Origin of the sequence: Marinomonas profundimaris (assembly GCF_000508165.1) — a bacterium.
Classification (GTDB): domain Bacteria; phylum Pseudomonadota; class Gammaproteobacteria; order Pseudomonadales; family Marinomonadaceae; genus Marinomonas; species Marinomonas profundimaris.
Window position 1 is genome coordinate 57,499 of the sequence record NZ_AYOZ01000056.1, and the last position, 17,584, is coordinate 75,082.

General features: G+C 44.8%; 18 protein-coding genes and 1 other RNA gene. 13 read left to right on the forward strand and 6 right to left on the reverse strand.

Annotation, left to right across the window (positions count from 1 at the left end):
• Nucleotides 1-3: 3 nt before the first annotated feature.
• The gene (locus D104_RS33515; RefSeq protein ID WP_024025049.1) at nucleotides 4-783 is read right to left on the reverse strand and encodes a DUF2927 domain-containing protein; all 780 of its coding nucleotides are present in this window, start codon (nucleotides 781-783) and stop codon (nucleotides 4-6) included.
• Nucleotides 770-1,306 (reverse strand): NUDIX hydrolase, encoded by a 537-nt coding sequence (locus tag D104_RS33520; protein ID WP_024025050.1) that lies wholly within the window; start codon nucleotides 1,304-1,306, stop codon nucleotides 770-772. Before D104_RS33520 ends, D104_RS33515 begins: the two co-directional genes overlap by 14 nt.
• A 155-nt stretch (nucleotides 1,307-1,461) precedes the next feature.
• Between D104_RS33520 and astE the strand changes: the two genes are divergently transcribed.
• The 8 genes from astE to traF (D104_RS33560) all read left to right on the forward strand — a co-directional run bounded on the left by astE (nucleotide 1,462) and on the right by traF (D104_RS33560) (nucleotide 10,133).
• On the forward strand, nucleotides 1,462-2,517 hold the full coding sequence (gene astE, locus D104_RS33525; RefSeq protein WP_024025051.1) for a succinylglutamate desuccinylase: 1,056 nt from the start codon (nucleotides 1,462-1,464) through the stop codon (nucleotides 2,515-2,517).
• A gap of 106 nt (nucleotides 2,518-2,623) precedes the next feature.
• Nucleotides 2,624-3,595 (forward strand): zinc ABC transporter substrate-binding protein ZnuA, encoded by a 972-nt coding sequence (znuA, locus tag D104_RS33530; RefSeq protein ID WP_024025052.1) that lies wholly within the window; start codon nucleotides 2,624-2,626, stop codon nucleotides 3,593-3,595.
• 139 nt (nucleotides 3,596-3,734) lie between these two features.
• Complete coding sequence (locus tag D104_RS33535; protein WP_024025053.1) at nucleotides 3,735-4,709, forward strand: KpsF/GutQ family sugar-phosphate isomerase; 975 nt, start codon at nucleotides 3,735-3,737, stop codon at nucleotides 4,707-4,709.
• 68 nt (nucleotides 4,710-4,777) lie between these two features.
• Entirely contained in the window at nucleotides 4,778-5,644 is an 867-nt protein-coding gene (kdsA, locus tag D104_RS33540) for a 3-deoxy-8-phosphooctulonate synthase (RefSeq protein WP_024025054.1), read from the forward strand.
• A gap of 3 nt (nucleotides 5,645-5,647) precedes the next feature.
• Nucleotides 5,648-6,229 (forward strand): KdsC family phosphatase, encoded by a 582-nt coding sequence (locus tag D104_RS33545; protein WP_024025055.1) that lies wholly within the window; start codon nucleotides 5,648-5,650, stop codon nucleotides 6,227-6,229.
• Nucleotides 6,229-7,035 (forward strand): 3-deoxy-manno-octulosonate cytidylyltransferase, encoded by an 807-nt coding sequence (gene kdsB, locus D104_RS33550; protein ID WP_024025056.1) that lies wholly within the window; start codon nucleotides 6,229-6,231, stop codon nucleotides 7,033-7,035. Before D104_RS33545 ends, kdsB begins: the two co-directional genes overlap by 1 nt.
• 305 nt (nucleotides 7,036-7,340) lie before the next feature.
• On the forward strand, nucleotides 7,341-8,615 hold the full coding sequence (gene traF, locus D104_RS33555) for a conjugal transfer protein TraF (RefSeq protein ID WP_024025057.1): 1,275 nt from the start codon (nucleotides 7,341-7,343) through the stop codon (nucleotides 8,613-8,615).
• A gap of 114 nt (nucleotides 8,616-8,729) precedes the next feature.
• Complete coding sequence (gene traF, locus D104_RS33560) at nucleotides 8,730-10,133, forward strand: conjugal transfer protein TraF (RefSeq protein ID WP_024025058.1); 1,404 nt, start codon at nucleotides 8,730-8,732, stop codon at nucleotides 10,131-10,133.
• Nucleotides 10,134-10,161: 28 nt separating this feature from the next.
• Here traF (D104_RS33560) and D104_RS33565 read toward each other — a convergent pair whose 3' ends face one another.
• From D104_RS33565 to D104_RS33570, 3 genes are all read right to left on the reverse strand, one after another.
• Nucleotides 10,162-10,746 (reverse strand): 5-formyltetrahydrofolate cyclo-ligase, encoded by a 585-nt coding sequence (locus D104_RS33565; RefSeq protein ID WP_024025059.1) that lies wholly within the window; start codon nucleotides 10,744-10,746, stop codon nucleotides 10,162-10,164.
• 4 nt (nucleotides 10,747-10,750) lie between these two features.
• A non-coding RNA gene (gene ssrS / locus D104_RS37255) (6S RNA) lies at nucleotides 10,751-10,928 on the reverse strand.
• A 129-nt stretch (nucleotides 10,929-11,057) separates the two neighbouring features.
• Nucleotides 11,058-11,357 (reverse strand): cell division protein ZapA, encoded by a 300-nt coding sequence (locus D104_RS33570; protein ID WP_024025060.1) that lies wholly within the window; start codon nucleotides 11,355-11,357, stop codon nucleotides 11,058-11,060.
• A 144-nt stretch (nucleotides 11,358-11,501) separates the two neighbouring features.
• Between D104_RS33570 and prfB the strand changes: the two genes are divergently transcribed.
• The 3 genes from prfB (at nucleotide 11,502) to hisC (ending at nucleotide 15,311) form a co-directional block, all read left to right on the forward strand.
• A protein-coding gene (gene prfB, locus D104_RS0119075; protein WP_152531171.1) for a peptide chain release factor 2 occupies nucleotides 11,502-12,597 on the forward strand; the annotation gives its coding sequence in 2 pieces (ribosomal slippage) (nucleotides 11,502-11,573 and nucleotides 11,575-12,597; 1,095 coding nt in all).
• Between the two features lie 47 nt (nucleotides 12,598-12,644).
• Nucleotides 12,645-14,144, forward strand: coding sequence for a lysine--tRNA ligase (gene lysS / locus D104_RS33575; protein ID WP_024025061.1), 1,500 nt, complete (start codon nucleotides 12,645-12,647; stop codon nucleotides 14,142-14,144).
• A gap of 108 nt (nucleotides 14,145-14,252) precedes the next feature.
• Nucleotides 14,253-15,311 carry a histidinol-phosphate transaminase gene (gene hisC, locus D104_RS33580; protein ID WP_024025062.1) on the forward strand — a complete coding sequence of 353 codons (1,059 nt, stop codon included), beginning with the start codon at nucleotides 14,253-14,255 and terminating at the stop codon, nucleotides 15,309-15,311.
• A 96-nt stretch (nucleotides 15,312-15,407) separates the two neighbouring features.
• On the opposite strand, the gene D104_RS33585 is transcribed toward hisC, so the two are convergent.
• A complete protein-coding gene (locus D104_RS33585) occupies nucleotides 15,408-16,604 on the reverse strand; it encodes a putative manganese transporter (RefSeq protein WP_024025063.1) in 1,197 nt (398 codons plus the stop codon).
• A 159-nt stretch (nucleotides 16,605-16,763) separates the two neighbouring features.
• Between D104_RS33585 and D104_RS33590 the strand changes: the two genes are divergently transcribed.
• The gene (locus tag D104_RS33590) at nucleotides 16,764-17,015 is read left to right on the forward strand and encodes a TIGR03643 family protein (protein ID WP_024025064.1); all 252 of its coding nucleotides are present in this window, start codon (nucleotides 16,764-16,766) and stop codon (nucleotides 17,013-17,015) included.
• Between the two features lie 201 nt (nucleotides 17,016-17,216).
• Nucleotides 17,217-17,549: a YnfA family protein gene (locus D104_RS33595; protein ID WP_031215250.1), complete on the forward strand. Its 333-nt coding sequence runs from the start codon at nucleotides 17,217-17,219 to the stop codon at nucleotides 17,547-17,549.
• Nucleotides 17,550-17,584: the final 35 nt, after the last annotated feature.

Consider the following 17,584-nt stretch of genomic DNA (forward strand, 5'->3'; position numbering starts at 1 on the left):
AAATCAGTCACCTAAGTACGCTTTCAAACTGTATTTTTGCACCCGCGGAACGGCATTTTCTATGTCTTGGTTTTCGTGAAGTGCCTTTAATACTTTTGGGAAAGCCGCTTTGGTTTGTTGGACGTCCATCCCAGGAGTTAAGTCATGGGAATACAGCGCTTTCAGCAATAGATAGTCGAGTGGGCTGATATAGGTGTCGACACTGACGTCATTGAATACAGAAGGAAAAACCTCGTTAGAATCGTTAGGAAGCCCTAAAAGCTGGGTGATTTCTTCCACGATACAATCTAAAAAACGGGCTTTGCTTCGAGCATAATCCACGGGGATAATAATGCTGCCCTTCGTGATTTCGTATCGGCTATTGCGGCTAAAATTGCCCAAACAGATAGCTTCATCTAACGCGGCGCGTATTTTTTCCGGATTGCCAATGTACTGTCTGACTTTATTTTCCATGTTGTCATAGGTTGTGAATATGACAAATATATTCGCCTGTTTAGGATCGTTTGTGAAATCGATGGAAAGGCCTGTAATGTAGGCAAGGTGCTGGGCATGTACACTGAGCAGCTCTTTTTGTAAGCTTGCATCGCCACTGTCGCTTTCAAAAAAAAGCTTAATGGGTTGGTTCCAGCGAATCAGCTTTGGGTGTTGGGTTTCTTTGTATTCGCGCTCTAAAGCAATCTTAATAAAGCTGTCTTGAATATACGCGTCAGTTTGCCAGCGCTCTTGGCTGGTCGCATTAGACGCGATGAAAAAGGCGACAAACCAAAGACTAAAGCGGGTCATTCGCTTTCGGCTGAGTGAGCTTGTTGGCGTAATGGTGTAGCGCGTCGAATGAATCGGGTGTAAACGGAAGACCTTGCGTGTTTTTTACAATGCTGTCGATGCTCATTTCATGAACAGAAGCCACTTCTCTGGGCTGTAATACGAGCTCTCCATGGATGGCTGGGTCGTAAAGGCAGGTGTAAATTTTGCCCCAAATTTTAAACCCTTCGCCTTCTGTGAGAAACGCGCCTTGGCTCTCCAAGGGGGCATCAAAGCCTAGCTCTTCCTTTAATTCTCTGTGTGCAGAGTCAATATAGGATTCGCCTTTTTCAACCACGCCGCCTGTTGTAATACCGAAGTAACCAGGACAAAATGCCTTGTTGTCGGTTCTTTTCTGAACCAACAAATGGCCGATTTTGTTGAAGACTAAAATGTACGTCACACGATGGTAATCTCTGCCAAAGTTCATTAGGCGTCGTGGAATGTCGCCAATTATGGTGTTGTGCTTATCAACTAAGATAATGACTTCGTCATTCTCTGGCATAAAATACTCAATGTGAAAGTGAATCTAATAGAAAACGAAAGGGTATCGGCATTTCTGTTGAAAGAAAAGACTTCCGCTCTATAAAGAAAGCGACCTATTTTTTTGTTTTCTACACTTGCTACAAGAATGCAAACCCTCAAGGTAGGAAAGGCGGTATGATACGGCCTTATTTAACGCTTTATTTGGTAGAGACAATGACCATTTTGAACAATGACTTTTTAGCCGCAACACTTGCAAACCAAGATAAAATGGCACCATTCCAATTCGAATTTCCATCGGGAACGGGGTTTGTAGAAGGAACCGGCATTTTAAGGCTTGAACCAAAACAAGACGCGTCTATTAGTCTTGTTTTGTCGGTTGGGGTTCATGGCAATGAAACAGGACCGATTGAGCTGGTGAATCAGTTAGTGATGTCTATCTTAGATGGGCGAATCTCATTGTCGGTTCGGTTATTGGTGCTTATTGGTAATCCGGTTGCCGCGAATAAAGCAACGCGCTTTTGTGAAGTGAATTTAAACCGTTTATTCAGTGGTGCGTGGAAAAACTACGATGGGTTTGAGGCGAAGCGGGCGCAGCGACTTGAGAAAGCGATCAGTGATTTCTATTCACAGGCGAAAGAAGGAGCGACGCAAACACGATTGCATTACGACTTACACACGGCCATTCGTGGTTCGATGCATGAGAAATTTGTCGTTTATCCGTTTGTAGAAAATGCCATTTATAATCAACAGCAGTTGGCATTTTTAGCCGCGAGTGGTATCGATGCTGTTCTGTTGTCACATCAATCGACAACCACTTTTTCTTATTACAGTTATGCCACGCATGGCGCTCATGCGTTTACGGTCGAACTTGGAAAGGTGCAGCCGTTTGGTGAAAATGATTTATCCAATTTTGCAGCGCTAGAAGACAGCCTGAGTTTACTGTTAGAAAATGGTGTGCTGGCGCAAGCGTCGATGTCTGAAATGCGTATTTTTACTGTGTTGGACAGTCTAGTGAAAGACGATGATAGTTATAAACTGGGTATTGAAGCGGATGTGAAAAACTTCACACAATTCGAGCAAGGTTATCGTTTGGCGTATTCTGAAAAAAGTGAATACCTTGTTCAACAAACCGGCGATGCGATTGTGTTTCCGAATACCAACCTTCCTATTGGTCAACGTGCTGGTTTGATGGTTCGCCCAGTTGCTTTGGGGGATTTGAAGTTGAATTAGCAAATTATTCATTGTGTAAATGATAAGAGATTTTAGTCAAAGCGCTTGAATCTCTTTTTTTTATGACGTATTGTTACGTTATAACATTTTAAACGGGTATTGAATAATGAATAAACTCTTTTTTGCGTTGAGCGTGTCCGTCTTATCCCCTTTGGCTTTAGCAAAACCGACCATCGTGACCAGCATTAAGCCTGTTTCTATGGTGGTCGCCGCAATAGCGGGTGATCATGCTGAAATACAACAGATTGTGTCAAGTACAGCATCGCCTCACGATTTTGCCATGCGACCTTCAGACCTGAGAAAAATCAACAATGCAGATACGGTGGTGTGGGTTGGTGAATCGCTAGAGCGTTTTTTAGAAAAGCCGCTTGAAAATGCCGGTAAAGAAGCATCATCGATTGAATGGCTTGCTCTGGATGGCATGAAGCTTCATAACTTTGCAGAAGAGCATCATCACGACGAAGAGGAAAGTGGTGATGCGGATCACGAAGAACACGACGAGCACGAAGATCATGAAAAACACGACGAGCATGAAAGCGAAGGGCACGAAGGTCACCACCACGATGGTGTCGATCCTCATGTTTGGTTATCACCAGACAACGCAAGAGTATTGGCAAAAGCGGTTGCAGCGCGATTAGTGACGTTAGACACAAAAAATGCGGCCTATTATGAAGGTAATTTAATGGCCTTTGAAAAAGGTCTTGATACGAAAGATGCAGAGATTCGTACAGCGCTAAATACAGTAAGCACCGTGCCTTATATTGTTTTTCATGATGGCTATAGTTATTTCGAACAACATTATGGGTTGCGTCATGCTGGCGAAATTACAGTAAGTCCTGAGCGCAAGCCTGGTGCGAAGAAAGTGGCCGAAATTCGCCATGAAATTGAAGAGCACAATGTTCAGTGTGTTTTCAGTGAACCACAGTTTAGCCCTGCTATTGTCAAAACATTGCTAGAAGGTTCGGATGTGAAAACCGCGCCACTGGATCCATTGGGCAGTAAAATTACGATGGGAAGCAACGCGTACTTTTCATTCTTAGACAGTTTGAGCGGTCAATTCCTTCGCTGTCTAGGCTAATGTCTTAGGAAGAATTTGTCTTTATCTCTCCTGTTTACCAAAGAGTAACTCACGAATAGTTGCTCTTTGGTAGGCGACCCGCTGCCTCCTCTGTATAATAATGTAACTTAACGTTTATTGCAGTGAGCAGAGAGGCTTTATGAGCGACCCATCTATTCCGAGTATTCACTCCGATGTTCTTATTGAGAGTGCTCGACGTACGTTATCAACACAAGCTCAAGCTCTTGCCAACCTAGCGAATCAAGTCACGGAAGAATTCGCAAAAGCGGTTCGTATGATTCTTGACAGCAAAGGTCGCACTATTATTTGTGGCATGGGAAAATCTGGTTTAATCGGCAAAAAAATTGCCGCGACCTTAGCGTCCACCGGAACCCCCAGTTTTTTCCTTCACCCTGGCGAAGCGTTTCATGGCGATTTGGGCATGATTCAAGCACAAGATACCCTCATTTTGATTAGCTACTCGGGCGAAACAGAGGAGCTAATGCGTTTACTGCCTTCTCTGAAAAACTTCGGAAACCCGAGCATCGCACTGGTGGGAAATATTGACTCCACCTTAGCCAAGCATTGTGATTGTGTGTTGGATATATCAGTAGACAGAGAAACCTGTCCGAATAACCTTGCTCCAACAACGTCGACTACCATGACCGCCGCAATGGGCGATGCTTTGGCGGTTGCCTTGATGGAATGTCGAAATTTTCAGCCTCAAGACTTTGCTCGCTTTCATCCAGGCGGTAGTTTAGGGCGCAAGCTCTTAACACGCGTGAAAGACTTAATGCACAAAGACGACCTTCCTGTTTGTACGCCTGATACCACTTTGAAAGACGCCATTTCTGTCATGACACACGGCAGAATGGGGGTTGTCTTGATTCAAGACGCGAAAAAACTGCTGGGTATTTTTACCGATGGGGATTTACGTCGCGCGATGCTGAAAGAAAGTGAAGGCATGATACATAAAACGATGGCAGATTTGATGACGTCCAACCCAAAAACGATCAACGAAAATGTGATGATAGTGCAAGCGGAAGAGCAAATGCTGCGCGATAAAATCACCTTGTTGGTGGTCGTTGATGACGTTCACAATGTGTCCGGTATTCTTGAAATTTACGATCGATAACCTATTTTACTTATTTCGCGGCGCTTACTTTATAGCGTGCGCTACTTTAGATTTAACACGGAGTTCACATGACACAGCCCTCTCAAACATCAAAAATCATTAAAATTGGCAGCAAAATTGAAGTTGCCAATCACCTTCCTTTTGTTTTGTTCAGTGGCGTCAACGTCTTGGAGTCTCGTGACTTGGCGATGCGTGTGGCGGAAGAGCATGTAAAAGTGACGGAAGCGCTGGGCATTCCTTATGTCTTCAAAGGCTCTTTTGATAAGGCCAACCGTTCATCTATCCATTCTTTCCGTGGTCCTGGCATGGAAGAAGGCTTGAAAATTCTACAAGAAATCAAAGACACATTTGGTGTGCCTGTGATTACAGATGTTCATGAAGAACACCAGTGTGCGCCCGTCGCAGAAGTCGCCGATGTGATTCAGTTGCCTGCATTCTTGTCTCGCCAAACCGATTTGGTCGTCGCGATGGCGCAAACGGGCGCCGTGATTAACATCAAAAAAGCACAGTTTTTAGCGCCGCATGAAATGAAACATATTTTGAAAAAATGCGAAGAAGCCGGTAACAGTAACTTAATGTTGTGTGAACGCGGCACCATGATGGGTTACAACAACTTGGTTGTGGACATGCTTGGCTTTGGTGAAATGAAGGGCATGGGCTATCCCGTTATGTTTGATGTAACGCATTCTCTGCAACGTCCGGGTGGCCGTTCTGATTCTGCTGACGGCCGTCGAGCACAAGTGACGGAACTGGCTCGTGCTGGTATGTCTCTTGGTTTATCTAGCTTATTTTTAGAAACGCATCCTGATCCAGATAATGCGAAGTGCGACGGTCCTTGCGCATTGCCATTGGGTAAATTAGCGCCATTCTTAAAGCAAATGAAACAGCTTGATGAGCTGGTTAAAACGTTTGAAGTATTGGATACGAGCGTTTAATTGATGGATTCCATTTTTCTTTCGGCGTATCAGTCGATCGTAAATGACCAAGCGTTGATGGCGAAACTCCAAGCCTTAACGCTGGTTGTTTTTGATGTTGATGGCGTATTAACCGATGGTCGCCTACTTTATACAGAAGAAGGTGAAACCATAAAGTGCTTTAATGTGAAAGACGGCGTGGCGATGAAACTGCTACCAAAGTGGGGGATTCAGATTGCCGTGATCACAGCGAAAGATTCCGCGCCATTACGACAGCGAATGAAAGCGTTAAACGTCGAGCATTTTTATCCCGGCTGCCACAATAAAGCGGAAGCATTTGATGAGCTTGTGAGCCGTTTAGGCATCAATCCAAATGAAGCGGCCTATGTTGGTGATGACGTAATTGATCTTCAAGTCATGCCAAAAGTCGGTGTGGCCATGTGCCCATCCGACGCGCATATATTGGTTCAGCGTCATTGTCCTATTAGGCTCAGTAAAGCCGCAGGTGACGGTGTTGCAAGGGAAGTGGCTGACATTGTGTTAGCGACACGTATGCCATTAGAAGATGCGTACGAACTGGCTCAAAAACCGGAGTTTGAAAAATAATGATTGAGAATACAAAAGGCACTTTATTACCTGATTTTCATATTGTGATTCCTGCTCGGTATGCTTCCCAACGTTTTCCGCAAAAATTGATGGCCGATTTAGGTGGTAAGCCTGTATTGCAGTGGGTGTACGAGTTGGCTCTGCATGCGGGGGCGAAATCGGTGACAGTGGCGACCGACCACGATGTCATTGAAAAAGCTGCATTAGGTTTTGGCGCGACAGTCGTTATGACCAGAGACGATCATGAAAACGGCACTGAACGTCTGGCAGAAGTGGCAGAAAAAATGGGCTGGAAGGGCGATGAAATTATCGTCAATGTTCAAGGTGATGAGCCATTTTTACCCGTGGCCTTAATTCACGCTAGTGTGGAGGCGCTTAGCCAAGACCGAGAAGCTGAAATGGCGACGGTCGCCTGTGCCATTGATCAGGTGCAGGATTTTTTTAATCCCAATGTGGTGAAAGTGGTTTGTGATGAAAAGCAGCGTGCGTTGTATTTTAGTCGTTCACCTATGCCGTGGGATCGAGATGGTTTTGCCGAGAACCCAGAGCGAAGCGGGTTTTTACCGGTAGGTTTCCCCGCACTTCGTCACATTGGTTTGTATGTTTATCGAGCCAGTTTGTTGGCTCGATATGCAGACTTACCCATGTCGCCGCTAGAGCGCTGGGAAAAGCTTGAGCAGTTACGCTTCTTGCATCAAGGAATTAAGGTCCAAGTGGCCATAGCGGATGGTTTGCCTACTCACGGAGTGGATACGCCTGAAGATTTGGAAAAACTACGTCATCAGTTGTCGTTAGAGAATATGTAGCGGCTTCGAGTTAGCGAAGCGAATGATATTTCATAGAAACGGTGGATCTTAAATAAAGATTCACCGTTTTTTTGTGTTTGAGTCGTGCACATTTATTTTTTATTCATACTTTCTATTCCATAATGGTTATTGTTTACCTCCATTTTAGTGATGCATCTGATGTTTATTTGTCAAAAAAAGCTTTTTCATTCGAAGAATTGTCGCTTTCCTGTATGAAATGTGTAAAAAATGGGTTTACAATTATCTTAACTGTCATGTTTTCTTACTGATTGTTTCGCCATTTTTGATTTATAAAGGACAAGATCATGAAAAAGCTACTCATTGTCACGACAAGTTTACTAAGCACCGCTGTGATGGCAGCGATGCCCGTTAACCAACCTACAGGTTCTAGCTTCACGTTGAGTAATGCGCCAAACCAACGAGCATTGGCGACCGCGCTTGGCAACCCAGCTGCCCCGTTTTTGATGGTGAATCAAGACGATGAAGACAACTTCCGTTTTGGCATCGTTGGGCCTTTGGGTGTTGGCATAGAAATGGGGGATGTGAGTGATTTATCGGATCGCATGGAGGAAATAGAAGGCATTATTGATAATACAAGTGCAGGGACTGCCGCAGCCGACGAAACGAAAATAGAAGGTATTCTGTCTGAAATTGGTGATACCGCTTACGTTAAAACATCCGTGAGTATGCAGGTGCCTTTGATGCCAGTTATATACAGAACGGATAGTAATGGCGCTTTTATGTTAGATGCCAGTATATCGGCAGTTGCGAAAGCCAATGTCTTATCTAGTGATGTAGCTACAGATGGCTCAGGTGTTACAACAGACGCCTCTTTTCAAGCTCAAACAGCCGTCGATTTAGGCATTGGTTTAGGTTACAGCCAATCCATGTGGGAAAATTCACACGGCATGTTGGTCGGTGGTGTTAAAGCCACAATGCACAATATTTCAATGGGCCGTGCTTTAGTGTCTTTGGATGATGATAGTGTTGATGCTGGTGACGCCATTTCTGATGCCATTTCTGATGATGCAATAACGAGTAGTGGTGTTGGTATCGATTTGGGCGCCGTTTGGGTGTCTAACTATTATCAGGTTGGGGTGACGGTTGCCAATATTAACGAGCCAGAGTTTGATGGAGTTCCTTTAGATACAACGTGTGGTACTAAAAGTTGTGATGCAGCACAAAGTTTAGTAAGTGCTGGTAAGCTGGATGTTTCTGGCAGCAAATACATCATGGAGATGCAAACGACCGTGGATTTAGCGGTTTCTACTACGGGCAAGCAGGTTACCCTTGGTATGTCTTACGATACAAACCCTGTAAAGGATGCGGTAGGGGATGAATATCAGTGGGCCGTGGCGTCGCTTTCTTACTACGGCGATTCTCACTTTTTGCCAGGTATCCGCGTTGGTTACCGTCAAAACATGGCCGGTTCAGAGCTTAGCTACGGTACTTTTGGTCTTACTATCTTAAAGCGTTTGAATATCGATCTTGCTGTCGCATTAGAAACGGTTGAAGACGAAGATGGTGATGAGTTGCCACGTAGTGCTTACTTCTCAATTGGTTACGATACGGCGTTCTAAAATGTAAAGATTTGCTAAAGAAAGCCGATAACCTAATACGTTATCGGCTTTTTTATTTAGAAAGCATTGATTTAGGAAGCTTGGCGACATGGTGTTGATTGGTATGGGAAAAGCATGAAAAAGTATCTGGCGATTGTTTGCCTAAGTGTTTTTAGCTCAGTAGGCATGGCGTCTTCGTATATTTACCAGCCGATTGGCTCCAGTGTCGTTCTTGGTGGTTACGGGAATCGCCATGCCTTATCGACCGCGTCAGGAAACCCTGCTGCTTCCTATTTGATGGCTAATCTACAAGGTTTTCGGGTTGGTTTTTTAGGCCCAATCGGCATAGGTCTAGAAGGAGGGGGCGTTGATGGTATTAATGACAAAGTTGATGAACTCACCAATATTCTTGAAGATGACTTTCTTTCAAGTTTAGAGGCGTTTGCAACGGATGCAGCGGCAGAAGCGGACCCTGATGCTTACGTTGTCGCTAATGTTGACGCGACTGTGGACAGCCTTGAAGGCTTGTTGGGGGATGCTAGTGATACGGTTGCAGGCATTGCAGAGCCGATATACGCAAAATTCGCAACGACACTACAGGCCCCTTTCGCGCCAATTATCTATAAAACGAGGCGCCGTAGTGTTTTTACACTGGATGCTAGTGCCTCTATTGTAGGGCGTGCCGCTATACTAACAGACGATATTAAGATCACTGGGTTAGAGGATTTAAGAACATCCACTGGCTTGGCAGATTTTAATACGAAGCTGGGTGGTATTGATGATATTGAAACAGATACGGCATCTTATATAAAAAGAGCGTCAGATTACCGATTTAGTCTTGGCTACAGTGAAATGCTGTCAAGAACACCCACGGAGGCCATTCTTGTTGGAGGGCGTATAAATTTTCATAAATTGGCGCTGGGGCAAAAGGTAACCGTTTTAGAAGGTGGAGATGACCCTAGTGTTTCTTATAGTGATTTTATCATTAGCCGAGATAATACCTCCCATGGTTTCTCACTTGATCTAGGCGCAATGTTAGTTGGACGTAATTATCAATTAGGAATGATGGTTGCGAATGTTAATCAGCCTACATTTGATTATGACCAAATAGGAAATTGTACTGGGTTAACAGGAGACGACTTAGTGAATTGTAATGCGGCTGTTCGCTTTGCAAGTAAGGGAAAGCTTTCCTTAAAGGAAGAATATAAAATGGAAGCTCAGGTGACGGTAGATGCCGCTATAAAAAGTAAGGATCAAAATTGGTCATTAGCGGCTTCTTATGATTTGAACTCAATTTCAGATCCATTAGGTGATGATTACCAATGGTCTGTTATTTCGTTATCCATGTTTAGTGATTACATTCTAATTCCGGGAATGAGAGTGGGCTTAAGAAAAAACTTAGTAGGAACAAAATTAGAATACCTGACTGCTGGCGTGACTATTTATAGGCGTTTTGAGATAGACGCTGCTTATGCGGCAGAAAATGATGAGGGTAATAGTGGCTTGTTTTTATCATTCGGCTACAGTTTTGTTTTCTAGTGAGCCCCAAGCTAAGATGTAAAGCGGGTTAAACTTGGATCACTTGTGTTGGTGTAATGATGGCTTGTAAGGGAACATCCCAACCCTCTATCGGTAAACTCTTCACTTGCTGGCAATCGTGCGCTAGCCCGATAAGCGATGGCGCTTCGTCGGTTCTTTTATTCGCAAACGTTCTGTCATAAAAACCGCCCCCCATTCCAAGACGTCCACCGTTTGAATCGAATCCGACCAATGGCAAAAACACAATGTCTAATTCTTCACCAGACAAATAGCTTTCTGTAATGGGTTCATTAATGCCGTATATGTTTTCTTGCCACACTGTGTCGGCTGAATACCGTGCAAACGTGAGTTGCTTGCCTTGTAGGACCGGTAGATAAGTCTGAATGTTTTGTTGCCAAAAATATTCACATAATAGGTGAGGCGAGATTTCACCGTCATTGGATAAATATAGGGCGATGCGTTTGATGTTGTTTGTGTGTAAGTGGTGGCATTGTTGCTTGAGACAAGAGAGCAGTTCTTGGGCCGCACACTGTTGTTGGTCTGGCGATAAGCTTCTTCGTGCTTGTCGCAATTGACGTCGCAGTGTTTGCCTCGGATCGAGGTGAGAGGTCATAAAAGGGTTTCCCAAGTTGCCGTGTCGGCTATTGGCCTTGAACCCAGTGGTTCAAGGTGGAAAGAACTGTGATTTTTTAGGCTTTCCGACGCACGGACATGCACACCAAACCAACAGGCTCTCTCCGGGGTATTACTCATAGGCTCAAGGGCGTTAAGCCGCTTCGAACAACCCAGGAAACGAATTGCAGTATAGAGCAATTTACTCGGTAAATCACTCAGTAAGCCGACTCGTTTTCTGTCCTGTATGAAGAAAATTCGTGTTCTGAGCTTGCAATGAAAAAAGTCGATCAAAGAATAAACCACGGATGATTATTCATTAACCAACTTTGTTTGATGCGTTAACGCCGCATCAAGCTGTGACGTCAGCTCTCGCAACTGTTGCTCATTAGAACGGGCGTATTTTTGGTTCGAGAGCATATCGTGAGTAATATTCAATGCCGCCATGACGGCAATTTTTTCCAGTCCAACTATTTTCCCGCCGGCTTTGATTTCACGCATCTGATTGTTCAAATAGTCAGCGGCTTCTTTCAAATCAGCTTCGTGCCCTTTAGGGCAATTTATCTTATAAGTTTGTCCCAGTATGGCGACTGAAACGGTTGGCTTATCCATATTGACTCCATTTGATAGCAAGGCCCACAAAAAATGGTCTGTTTTTCCATCATTGGGTAGCGAATGGCATTTTATGCTGCGAGTAAATTCGTTACAATTCCGAATCCACTTTATCCACACTGTTTATAGCAAATTGACGCCAATATGGAAATAAACCCGATACTTTCAAAGATAAAAGACCTTTCTGCCCGTGCTTTAACTTTACGGGGGTATCTTTGACTACGAGTCAAAGAAAGAACGCCTCGAAGAAGTGAACCGTGAACTGGAAGATCCTGATGTCTGGAACGACCCAGACTATGCTCAAAAATTAGGCAAAGAACGTGCTTCATTAGAAGCGGTTGTCGAAACCTTAGATAATATGGAATCGGGTGTAAGCGATTCCAAAGAGCTGTTGGACATCGCCGTCGAAGACAACGACGAAGATTCCATTGAAGCGGTTCAGCTTGAGCTTGATGAGCTTGATGCTCAGTTGGCCAAGCTGGAGTTTCGCCGGATGTTTTCCAAAGAGATGGACTCAAGCAGTGCTTTCTTGGACATTCAGTCTGGTTCTGGTGGTACAGAGGCACAAGATTGGGCCAATATCCTATTGCGTATGTATTTACGCTGGGGTGAAGACAAAGGCTTTAATGTTGAACTGATGGAAGTTTCCGCAGGCGATGTCGCAGGTATTAAATCCGCTACCATTCGCTTTGAAGGGGAATACGCCTTTGGTTGGTTGCGTACAGAAACAGGCGTGCATCGTTTAGTGCGCAAATCGCCTTTTGACTCAGGTAACCGCCGACATACCTCATTTGCGTCTGTGTTCGTTTCACCGGAAGTGGATGACAATGTTGAGATTGAAATCAATCCAGCGGACATTCGCACCGATACGTATCGTTCATCGGGTGCCGGTGGTCAGCACGTAAACACCACCGACTCTGCAGTGCGTATTACGCACATACCAACGAACATCGTAGTGCAATGTCAAAACCAGCGTTCTCAACACGCTAACCGTGACTTTGCGATGAAACAACTTCGTGCCAAGTTATATGAATTTGAAATGATGAAACGCAACGAAGCGGCTCAAGCATTAGAAGACAGTAAGTCCGATATCGGTTGGGGTAGCCAGATTCGCTCCTATGTATTGGATGCATCGCGTATCAAAGATTTGCGTACTGGTGTCGAAAGTTCCAACACGGGTGCCGTGCTGGATGGTAATTTGGATCAGTTTATTGTTGCAAGTTTAAAACAAGGCCTATAAAGCGCCGCCCTAATTTAGACATTTAAAAAAGAGTAGATAGCAAAATCATGGCTAACGAAAATATCACAGAATCAACACAATCCGACGATAACCGTTTAGTGGCGGAACGTCGTGCTAAATTGGCGGCCATTCGTGAAGAGCGTAATGCGTACCCGAATGACTTTCGTCCAAATGCCTATGCAGCAGATCTACAAGCTGAATTTGGTGACATCGAAAAGCCAGCATTAGAAGAAAAAGATCATAAAGTCAGCATCGCGGGTCGTATCGTACGTAACCGTGGCGCGTTCATGTTGCTACAAGACATGACGGGGCAAATTCAGGCGTATGTAAATCGCAAAGCCTTGTCTCCTGAATTGCTTGCCGATCAAAAAACATGGGATTTGGGCGACATCATCGGCATTTCTGGTCCTGTTCATAAATCAGGCAAAGGCGATTTGTATGTCGACATGCAAGAAGCGCAACTGTTGACGAAGGCATTGCGTCCATTGCCAGACAAGCACCACGGTTTGTCTGACATGGAAATGCGTTACCGTCAGCGTTATGTTGATTTGATCGTAAATGAAGAGTCTCGCACTACGTTTCAAATGCGTTCAAAAATTATCTCTACGATTCGTCGCTTCTTAGAAGATCGTCGTTTCATGGAAGTAGAAACGCCAATGCTGCAAACGATTCCTGGTGGCGCAACAGCGCGTCCGTTCGTTACGCATCACAATGCGATGGACATGAGCATGTACTTGCGTATTGCGCCAGAGCTTTACTTGAAGCGTTTGGTTGTTGGTGGTTTTGAACGTGTGTTCGAGATTAACCGTAACTTCCGTAACGAAGGCACATCGACTCGTCATAACCCAGAATTCACCATGATCGAATTCTACCAAGCGTACGCAGATTACAACGATCTGATGGACCTTACTGAAGCTATGTTGCGCGATGTTGCCGAGAAAGTCTTGAACACAACGACAGTGACGTACCAAGGGTCTGAATACGACTTCGGTGCACCGTTTGTTCGCATGACCATGCTCGAGTCGATCTTGCATTACAATGCAGACTTAACCGAAGACGACCTAAGCACATTAGAGAAAGCGACGGCCGTGGCAAAAAATCTAAAAATCGACGTGAAGCCGATTTGGGGGTTGGGTAAACTTTGGACGGAAATCTTTGAAGAAACGGCTGAGCACAAATTAGATCAACCGACTTTCATCACAGAATACCCAGCGGAAGTATCGCCATTGGCACGTCGTAACGATCACAATGACTTCATTACAGATCGTTTTGAATTCTTCGTGGGTGGCCGTGAAATCGCCAATGGCTTCTCGGAGCTTAACGACCCAGAAGATCAAGCGGAACGTTTCCAACGCCAAGTGGCTGAAAAAGACGCGGGAGATGATGAAGCCATGCATTACGATGCAGACTACATTAATGCACTGGAATACGGCTTACCGCCAACAGCGGGTGAAGGTATCGGTATTGACCGTTTGGTGATGCTATTCACTGATGCGCCGTCTATCCGTGACGTATTGTTGTTCCCGCATATGAAGCCTCAGGACTGATCCTAGGTCGGACAGTCACTGACGAATTCTAATGTATTTATAAGGCCTCAATTGAGGCCTTATTTTGTTTCCATACTCTATTTTTGATGACGTACAACGGAGCATTCCATGAGTCGTTTTTGGACAGATAAAATCGCTTCTCTTGACCCTTATGTGCCTGGCGAGCAACCTCAAGACAAGAAATACATCAAGCTCAATACCAACGAAAGCCCATATTCGCCGTCGCCAAAAGCGCTGTCTGCTATGGCGAATGAAGTCAGTGAACGTTTGCGATTATATCCAGATCCAAATTGTGCCACGTTGAAAAACGCCTTGGCAAAAAGTTACCAGCTCGATGCAAACCAAGTATTTGTTGGCAACGGTTCAGATGAAGTCTTAGCATTGGCCTTTATGGGTTACTTTGCGGGCGGTAAGCCATTGGCGTTTGCTGACATTACTTACAGCTTTTATAAAGTGTACGCAGGCTTATACAGCATCGAACCAAAACTGATTCCATTGAACGATGATTTTGACATCATCCCTGCAGATTACGAAAACCTAGACGTATCCGGTGTGGTCGTCACTAATCCGAATGCGCCAACCGGTAAGGCGCTGCCGTTGACAGACATTGAAGCGATCCTGAAAGCGAACCCAGATGTGGTTGTGCTGGTGGATGAAGCCTACGTGGACTTCGGTGCGCAAAGTGCGTCTTCCTTGGTGAATCAATACCCTAACTTATTGGTGGTACAAACCTTGTCTAAATCGCGAGCTTTAGCGGGGATTCGTGTTGGCTACGCATTGGGTCACCCAGAGTTGATCGAAGGTTTAGAGCGTTTAAAAAACTCTTTCAACTCTTACCCCATTGACCGGATTGCACTTGCTGGCGCAACGGCTGCCGTTGAAGATGAAGCCTACTTGCAAGCAATTTGTGCGAAGACCATTGCTACCCGTGAGCAATCGGTCAAAGAGCTCGAAGCGCTTGGTTTTAACGTCGTTCCGTCTGCGACGAACTTTGTATTTGCCACTCACCCAGAAAAAGACGCTGAAACCATTTACCTTGCGCTGAAAGCGTTAGGTATATTGGTTCGCTACTTTGGTAAAAAGCCTAGAATCGGCAATCATCTTCGTATCACTATCGGCACAGATGAAGAAATGGCCGCGTTAATGGCAGCATTGAAAACTCTCTAGCTAACTTGTGCACCTTCCCTTTTTAAAAGAGGGAAGGTTAAGTTTGTGCCAAATACGTGTCGCTAAAAGAGGACTGGACTTCCCAGACGGTCCAATTTAAATCGCTTCAAACAACCAATAGTATCCGTATCCTGCGAGTAAAGCTGGCACAGTGGAGTAGACGGTTGCGAGTAACGCTGCTTTCGGCGCGAGTGCAATGGCGGGAAATAATGCGTCACCATCGTTGCTGATGGCATTGGCAATTTGTGCTGATAAAGGAATGGCGCCTTGTAGGTATAATCCTGTCACCATAATTTGGGGCCCACAACCGGGCAATAAACCAATCATTGCAGCAAAGAAAACGGTTGTGCTTCCCCACGATTTTAGAGAATCGAGAATGCCTTCACCAACAAACAATAGAATAAGTTCAAATAAGATGAATGCAACCACGACCCAGCTTGTGACAAATTGCGTGTCTTGAGCGACTTTTCGAATCCAATGTTTGGGAAGCGCGTTATCATTCTCTTTGGTTAATTCAGAATATCGATCGTTTTTAGCGGACAATGCCCACAGCAGCAAGCATATAAAACCAGCAACGGCGCCAAGGTATTCTATCGATTTATCCGGCAATCCCAGTAAATCATTGACGTTGTATTGCATGGAAAGGAGTAGGGCGACGATACTGGCAGGGATAATAAGTAAGCACCAAAATACAATACTTATACGGCTGACCCAGATGCCAAAAAGGCTGGGGTGTGGCAATCGTGTTGTGCCTTTTTGACTGGTTGAGTGTGCAAATTCTTGCTTTGGTGCGGGCAAAAACCAATCCGTCATAAGACCTGACACAATGCCGACCACGATGCTAATAGACAGTACGATGGCCGCGTCTTCTGGTCGTTGGCTGATCAATAAAAAAGCTGCGTCTCCCATTGTGCTTGTGAGGACGGCAACCACCGCACCGAAGCCGATTTTTCCTTGAGTGTATTGGGTAATCACAACAATCGCGCCACCACATCCGGGTAAAATTCCCATCAAACCAGCAAAGACGACTTCTCGATAGGGTTTTTGTTTCATCCAATTGTTCAGCGGTGTGGCATTGAGATTGTGGCTGATACCGTAATAGAGCGCGAGTGTCAGCGCGACAAAAGCAGAAACTTGTAAAAACGCATCCGCCAGCACCGAATAGATGGTTTCTCGTAAGTTGGGAATCATCCAAAGCACGAGAAGTGCGATTGGAATGATCATACGTTTATTGCTAAGCCCTTGTTGCAGGGTGTGATGCTGCTTGAGTGGTATTTTTGCTTCAGTCGACATAGGAAAGTGCGTGTGATTTATTTGGAAATGATTATCGTTTATATTTATAGTGTTGTGCAAGATCGGACAGACAAATAGGCAAAAGGATTTATTTAGCTGAACTGAAAAGACTCTATTTACGTACTAGTTCACGGTAACCATAAAGCGTGAGGAATCGGTATGCGATTTGATATTGACGAGCAATCTAGAATACTGGAAATGGCTTGGGAGGATAGAACGCCATTTGAAGCCATCGAACATCAGTTTGGCTTAAATGAATCTGCGGTCATTAGGTTTGTGCGGCAAAGTTTAACGTCCAACAGTTTTAAATTATGGCGTGAAAGAGCGAGTGGTCGAAAAACGAAACATGCCATGCTTAGATCCTCTAATGTCAGTAGAGGTTATTGTCCAACGCAATATAAGCTGCGTTGAATTTTCTCTCTTTTTATCAATCTCGTGTTCTAATGCGGGCAAGAAGAGTCAAAAATCAGGATGATAAGTGCGATTCAGTGACGGTAAGTCTTTTATGATTAGGAAATGAAGAGAAGGTATGATGGCGGGTGAATGTTATTAACCCGACACGTTTGCAACGTGTTGGCGGTGTCAGTTGTCAATATGAATGGGAATCCTCTTTTGTCAGAGTTAAAAACAATGAGTCTTTTTATGATGACAGCACTGGCAGAAATTGTCGGTTGTTATCTGCCTTACCTTTGGTTGCGTGAAGGCAAAACCATTTGGCTGTTGGTGCCAGCGGCATTAAGTTTGGCGGTGTTTGCTTGGTTGCTGACCTTGCATCCAACCGCCTCAGGAAGAGTCTATGCGGCTTATGGTGGCGTTTATATCTTTATGGCTGTTTTATGGTTGTGGCTGGTAGACGGCATTCGTCCAACGACGTGGGATATGGTTGGCTCAGGTGTGGCGTTGTTGGGTATGGCTATTATTATGTTTGCGCCGAGGGACTTGTAAATACAAAGTCGTTCCCAAGGGTATTGAGCACGACT

Excerpts from the sequence above, each read along its gene's own strand:
- D104_RS33515 (WP_024025049.1), bottom strand. The coding sequence starts at position 783 with ATGACCCGCTTTAGTCTTTGGTTTGTCGCCTTTTTCATCGCGTCTAAT.
- D104_RS33520 (WP_024025050.1), bottom strand. The coding sequence starts at position 1,306 with ATGCCAGAGAATGACGAAGTCATTATCTTAGTTGATAAGCACAACACC.
- astE (WP_024025051.1), top strand. The coding sequence starts at position 1,462 with ATGATACGGCCTTATTTAACGCTTTATTTGGTAGAGACAATGACCATT.
- znuA (WP_024025052.1), top strand. The coding sequence starts at position 2,624 with ATGAATAAACTCTTTTTTGCGTTGAGCGTGTCCGTCTTATCCCCTTTG.
- D104_RS33535 (WP_024025053.1), top strand. The coding sequence starts at position 3,735 with ATGAGCGACCCATCTATTCCGAGTATTCACTCCGATGTTCTTATTGAG.
- kdsA (WP_024025054.1), top strand. The coding sequence starts at position 4,778 with ATGACACAGCCCTCTCAAACATCAAAAATCATTAAAATTGGCAGCAAA.
- D104_RS33545 (WP_024025055.1), top strand. The coding sequence starts at position 5,648 with ATGGATTCCATTTTTCTTTCGGCGTATCAGTCGATCGTAAATGACCAA.
- kdsB (WP_024025056.1), top strand. The coding sequence starts at position 6,229 with ATGATTGAGAATACAAAAGGCACTTTATTACCTGATTTTCATATTGTG.
- traF (WP_024025057.1), top strand. The coding sequence starts at position 7,341 with ATGAAAAAGCTACTCATTGTCACGACAAGTTTACTAAGCACCGCTGTG.
- traF (WP_024025058.1), top strand. The coding sequence starts at position 8,730 with ATGAAAAAGTATCTGGCGATTGTTTGCCTAAGTGTTTTTAGCTCAGTA.
- D104_RS33565 (WP_024025059.1), bottom strand. The coding sequence starts at position 10,746 with ATGACCTCTCACCTCGATCCGAGGCAAACACTGCGACGTCAATTGCGA.
- D104_RS33570 (WP_024025060.1), bottom strand. The coding sequence starts at position 11,357 with ATGGATAAGCCAACCGTTTCAGTCGCCATACTGGGACAAACTTATAAG.
- lysS (WP_024025061.1), top strand. The coding sequence starts at position 12,645 with ATGGCTAACGAAAATATCACAGAATCAACACAATCCGACGATAACCGT.
- hisC (WP_024025062.1), top strand. The coding sequence starts at position 14,253 with ATGAGTCGTTTTTGGACAGATAAAATCGCTTCTCTTGACCCTTATGTG.
- D104_RS33585 (WP_024025063.1), bottom strand. The coding sequence starts at position 16,604 with ATGTCGACTGAAGCAAAAATACCACTCAAGCAGCATCACACCCTGCAA.
- D104_RS33590 (WP_024025064.1), top strand. The coding sequence starts at position 16,764 with ATGCGATTTGATATTGACGAGCAATCTAGAATACTGGAAATGGCTTGG.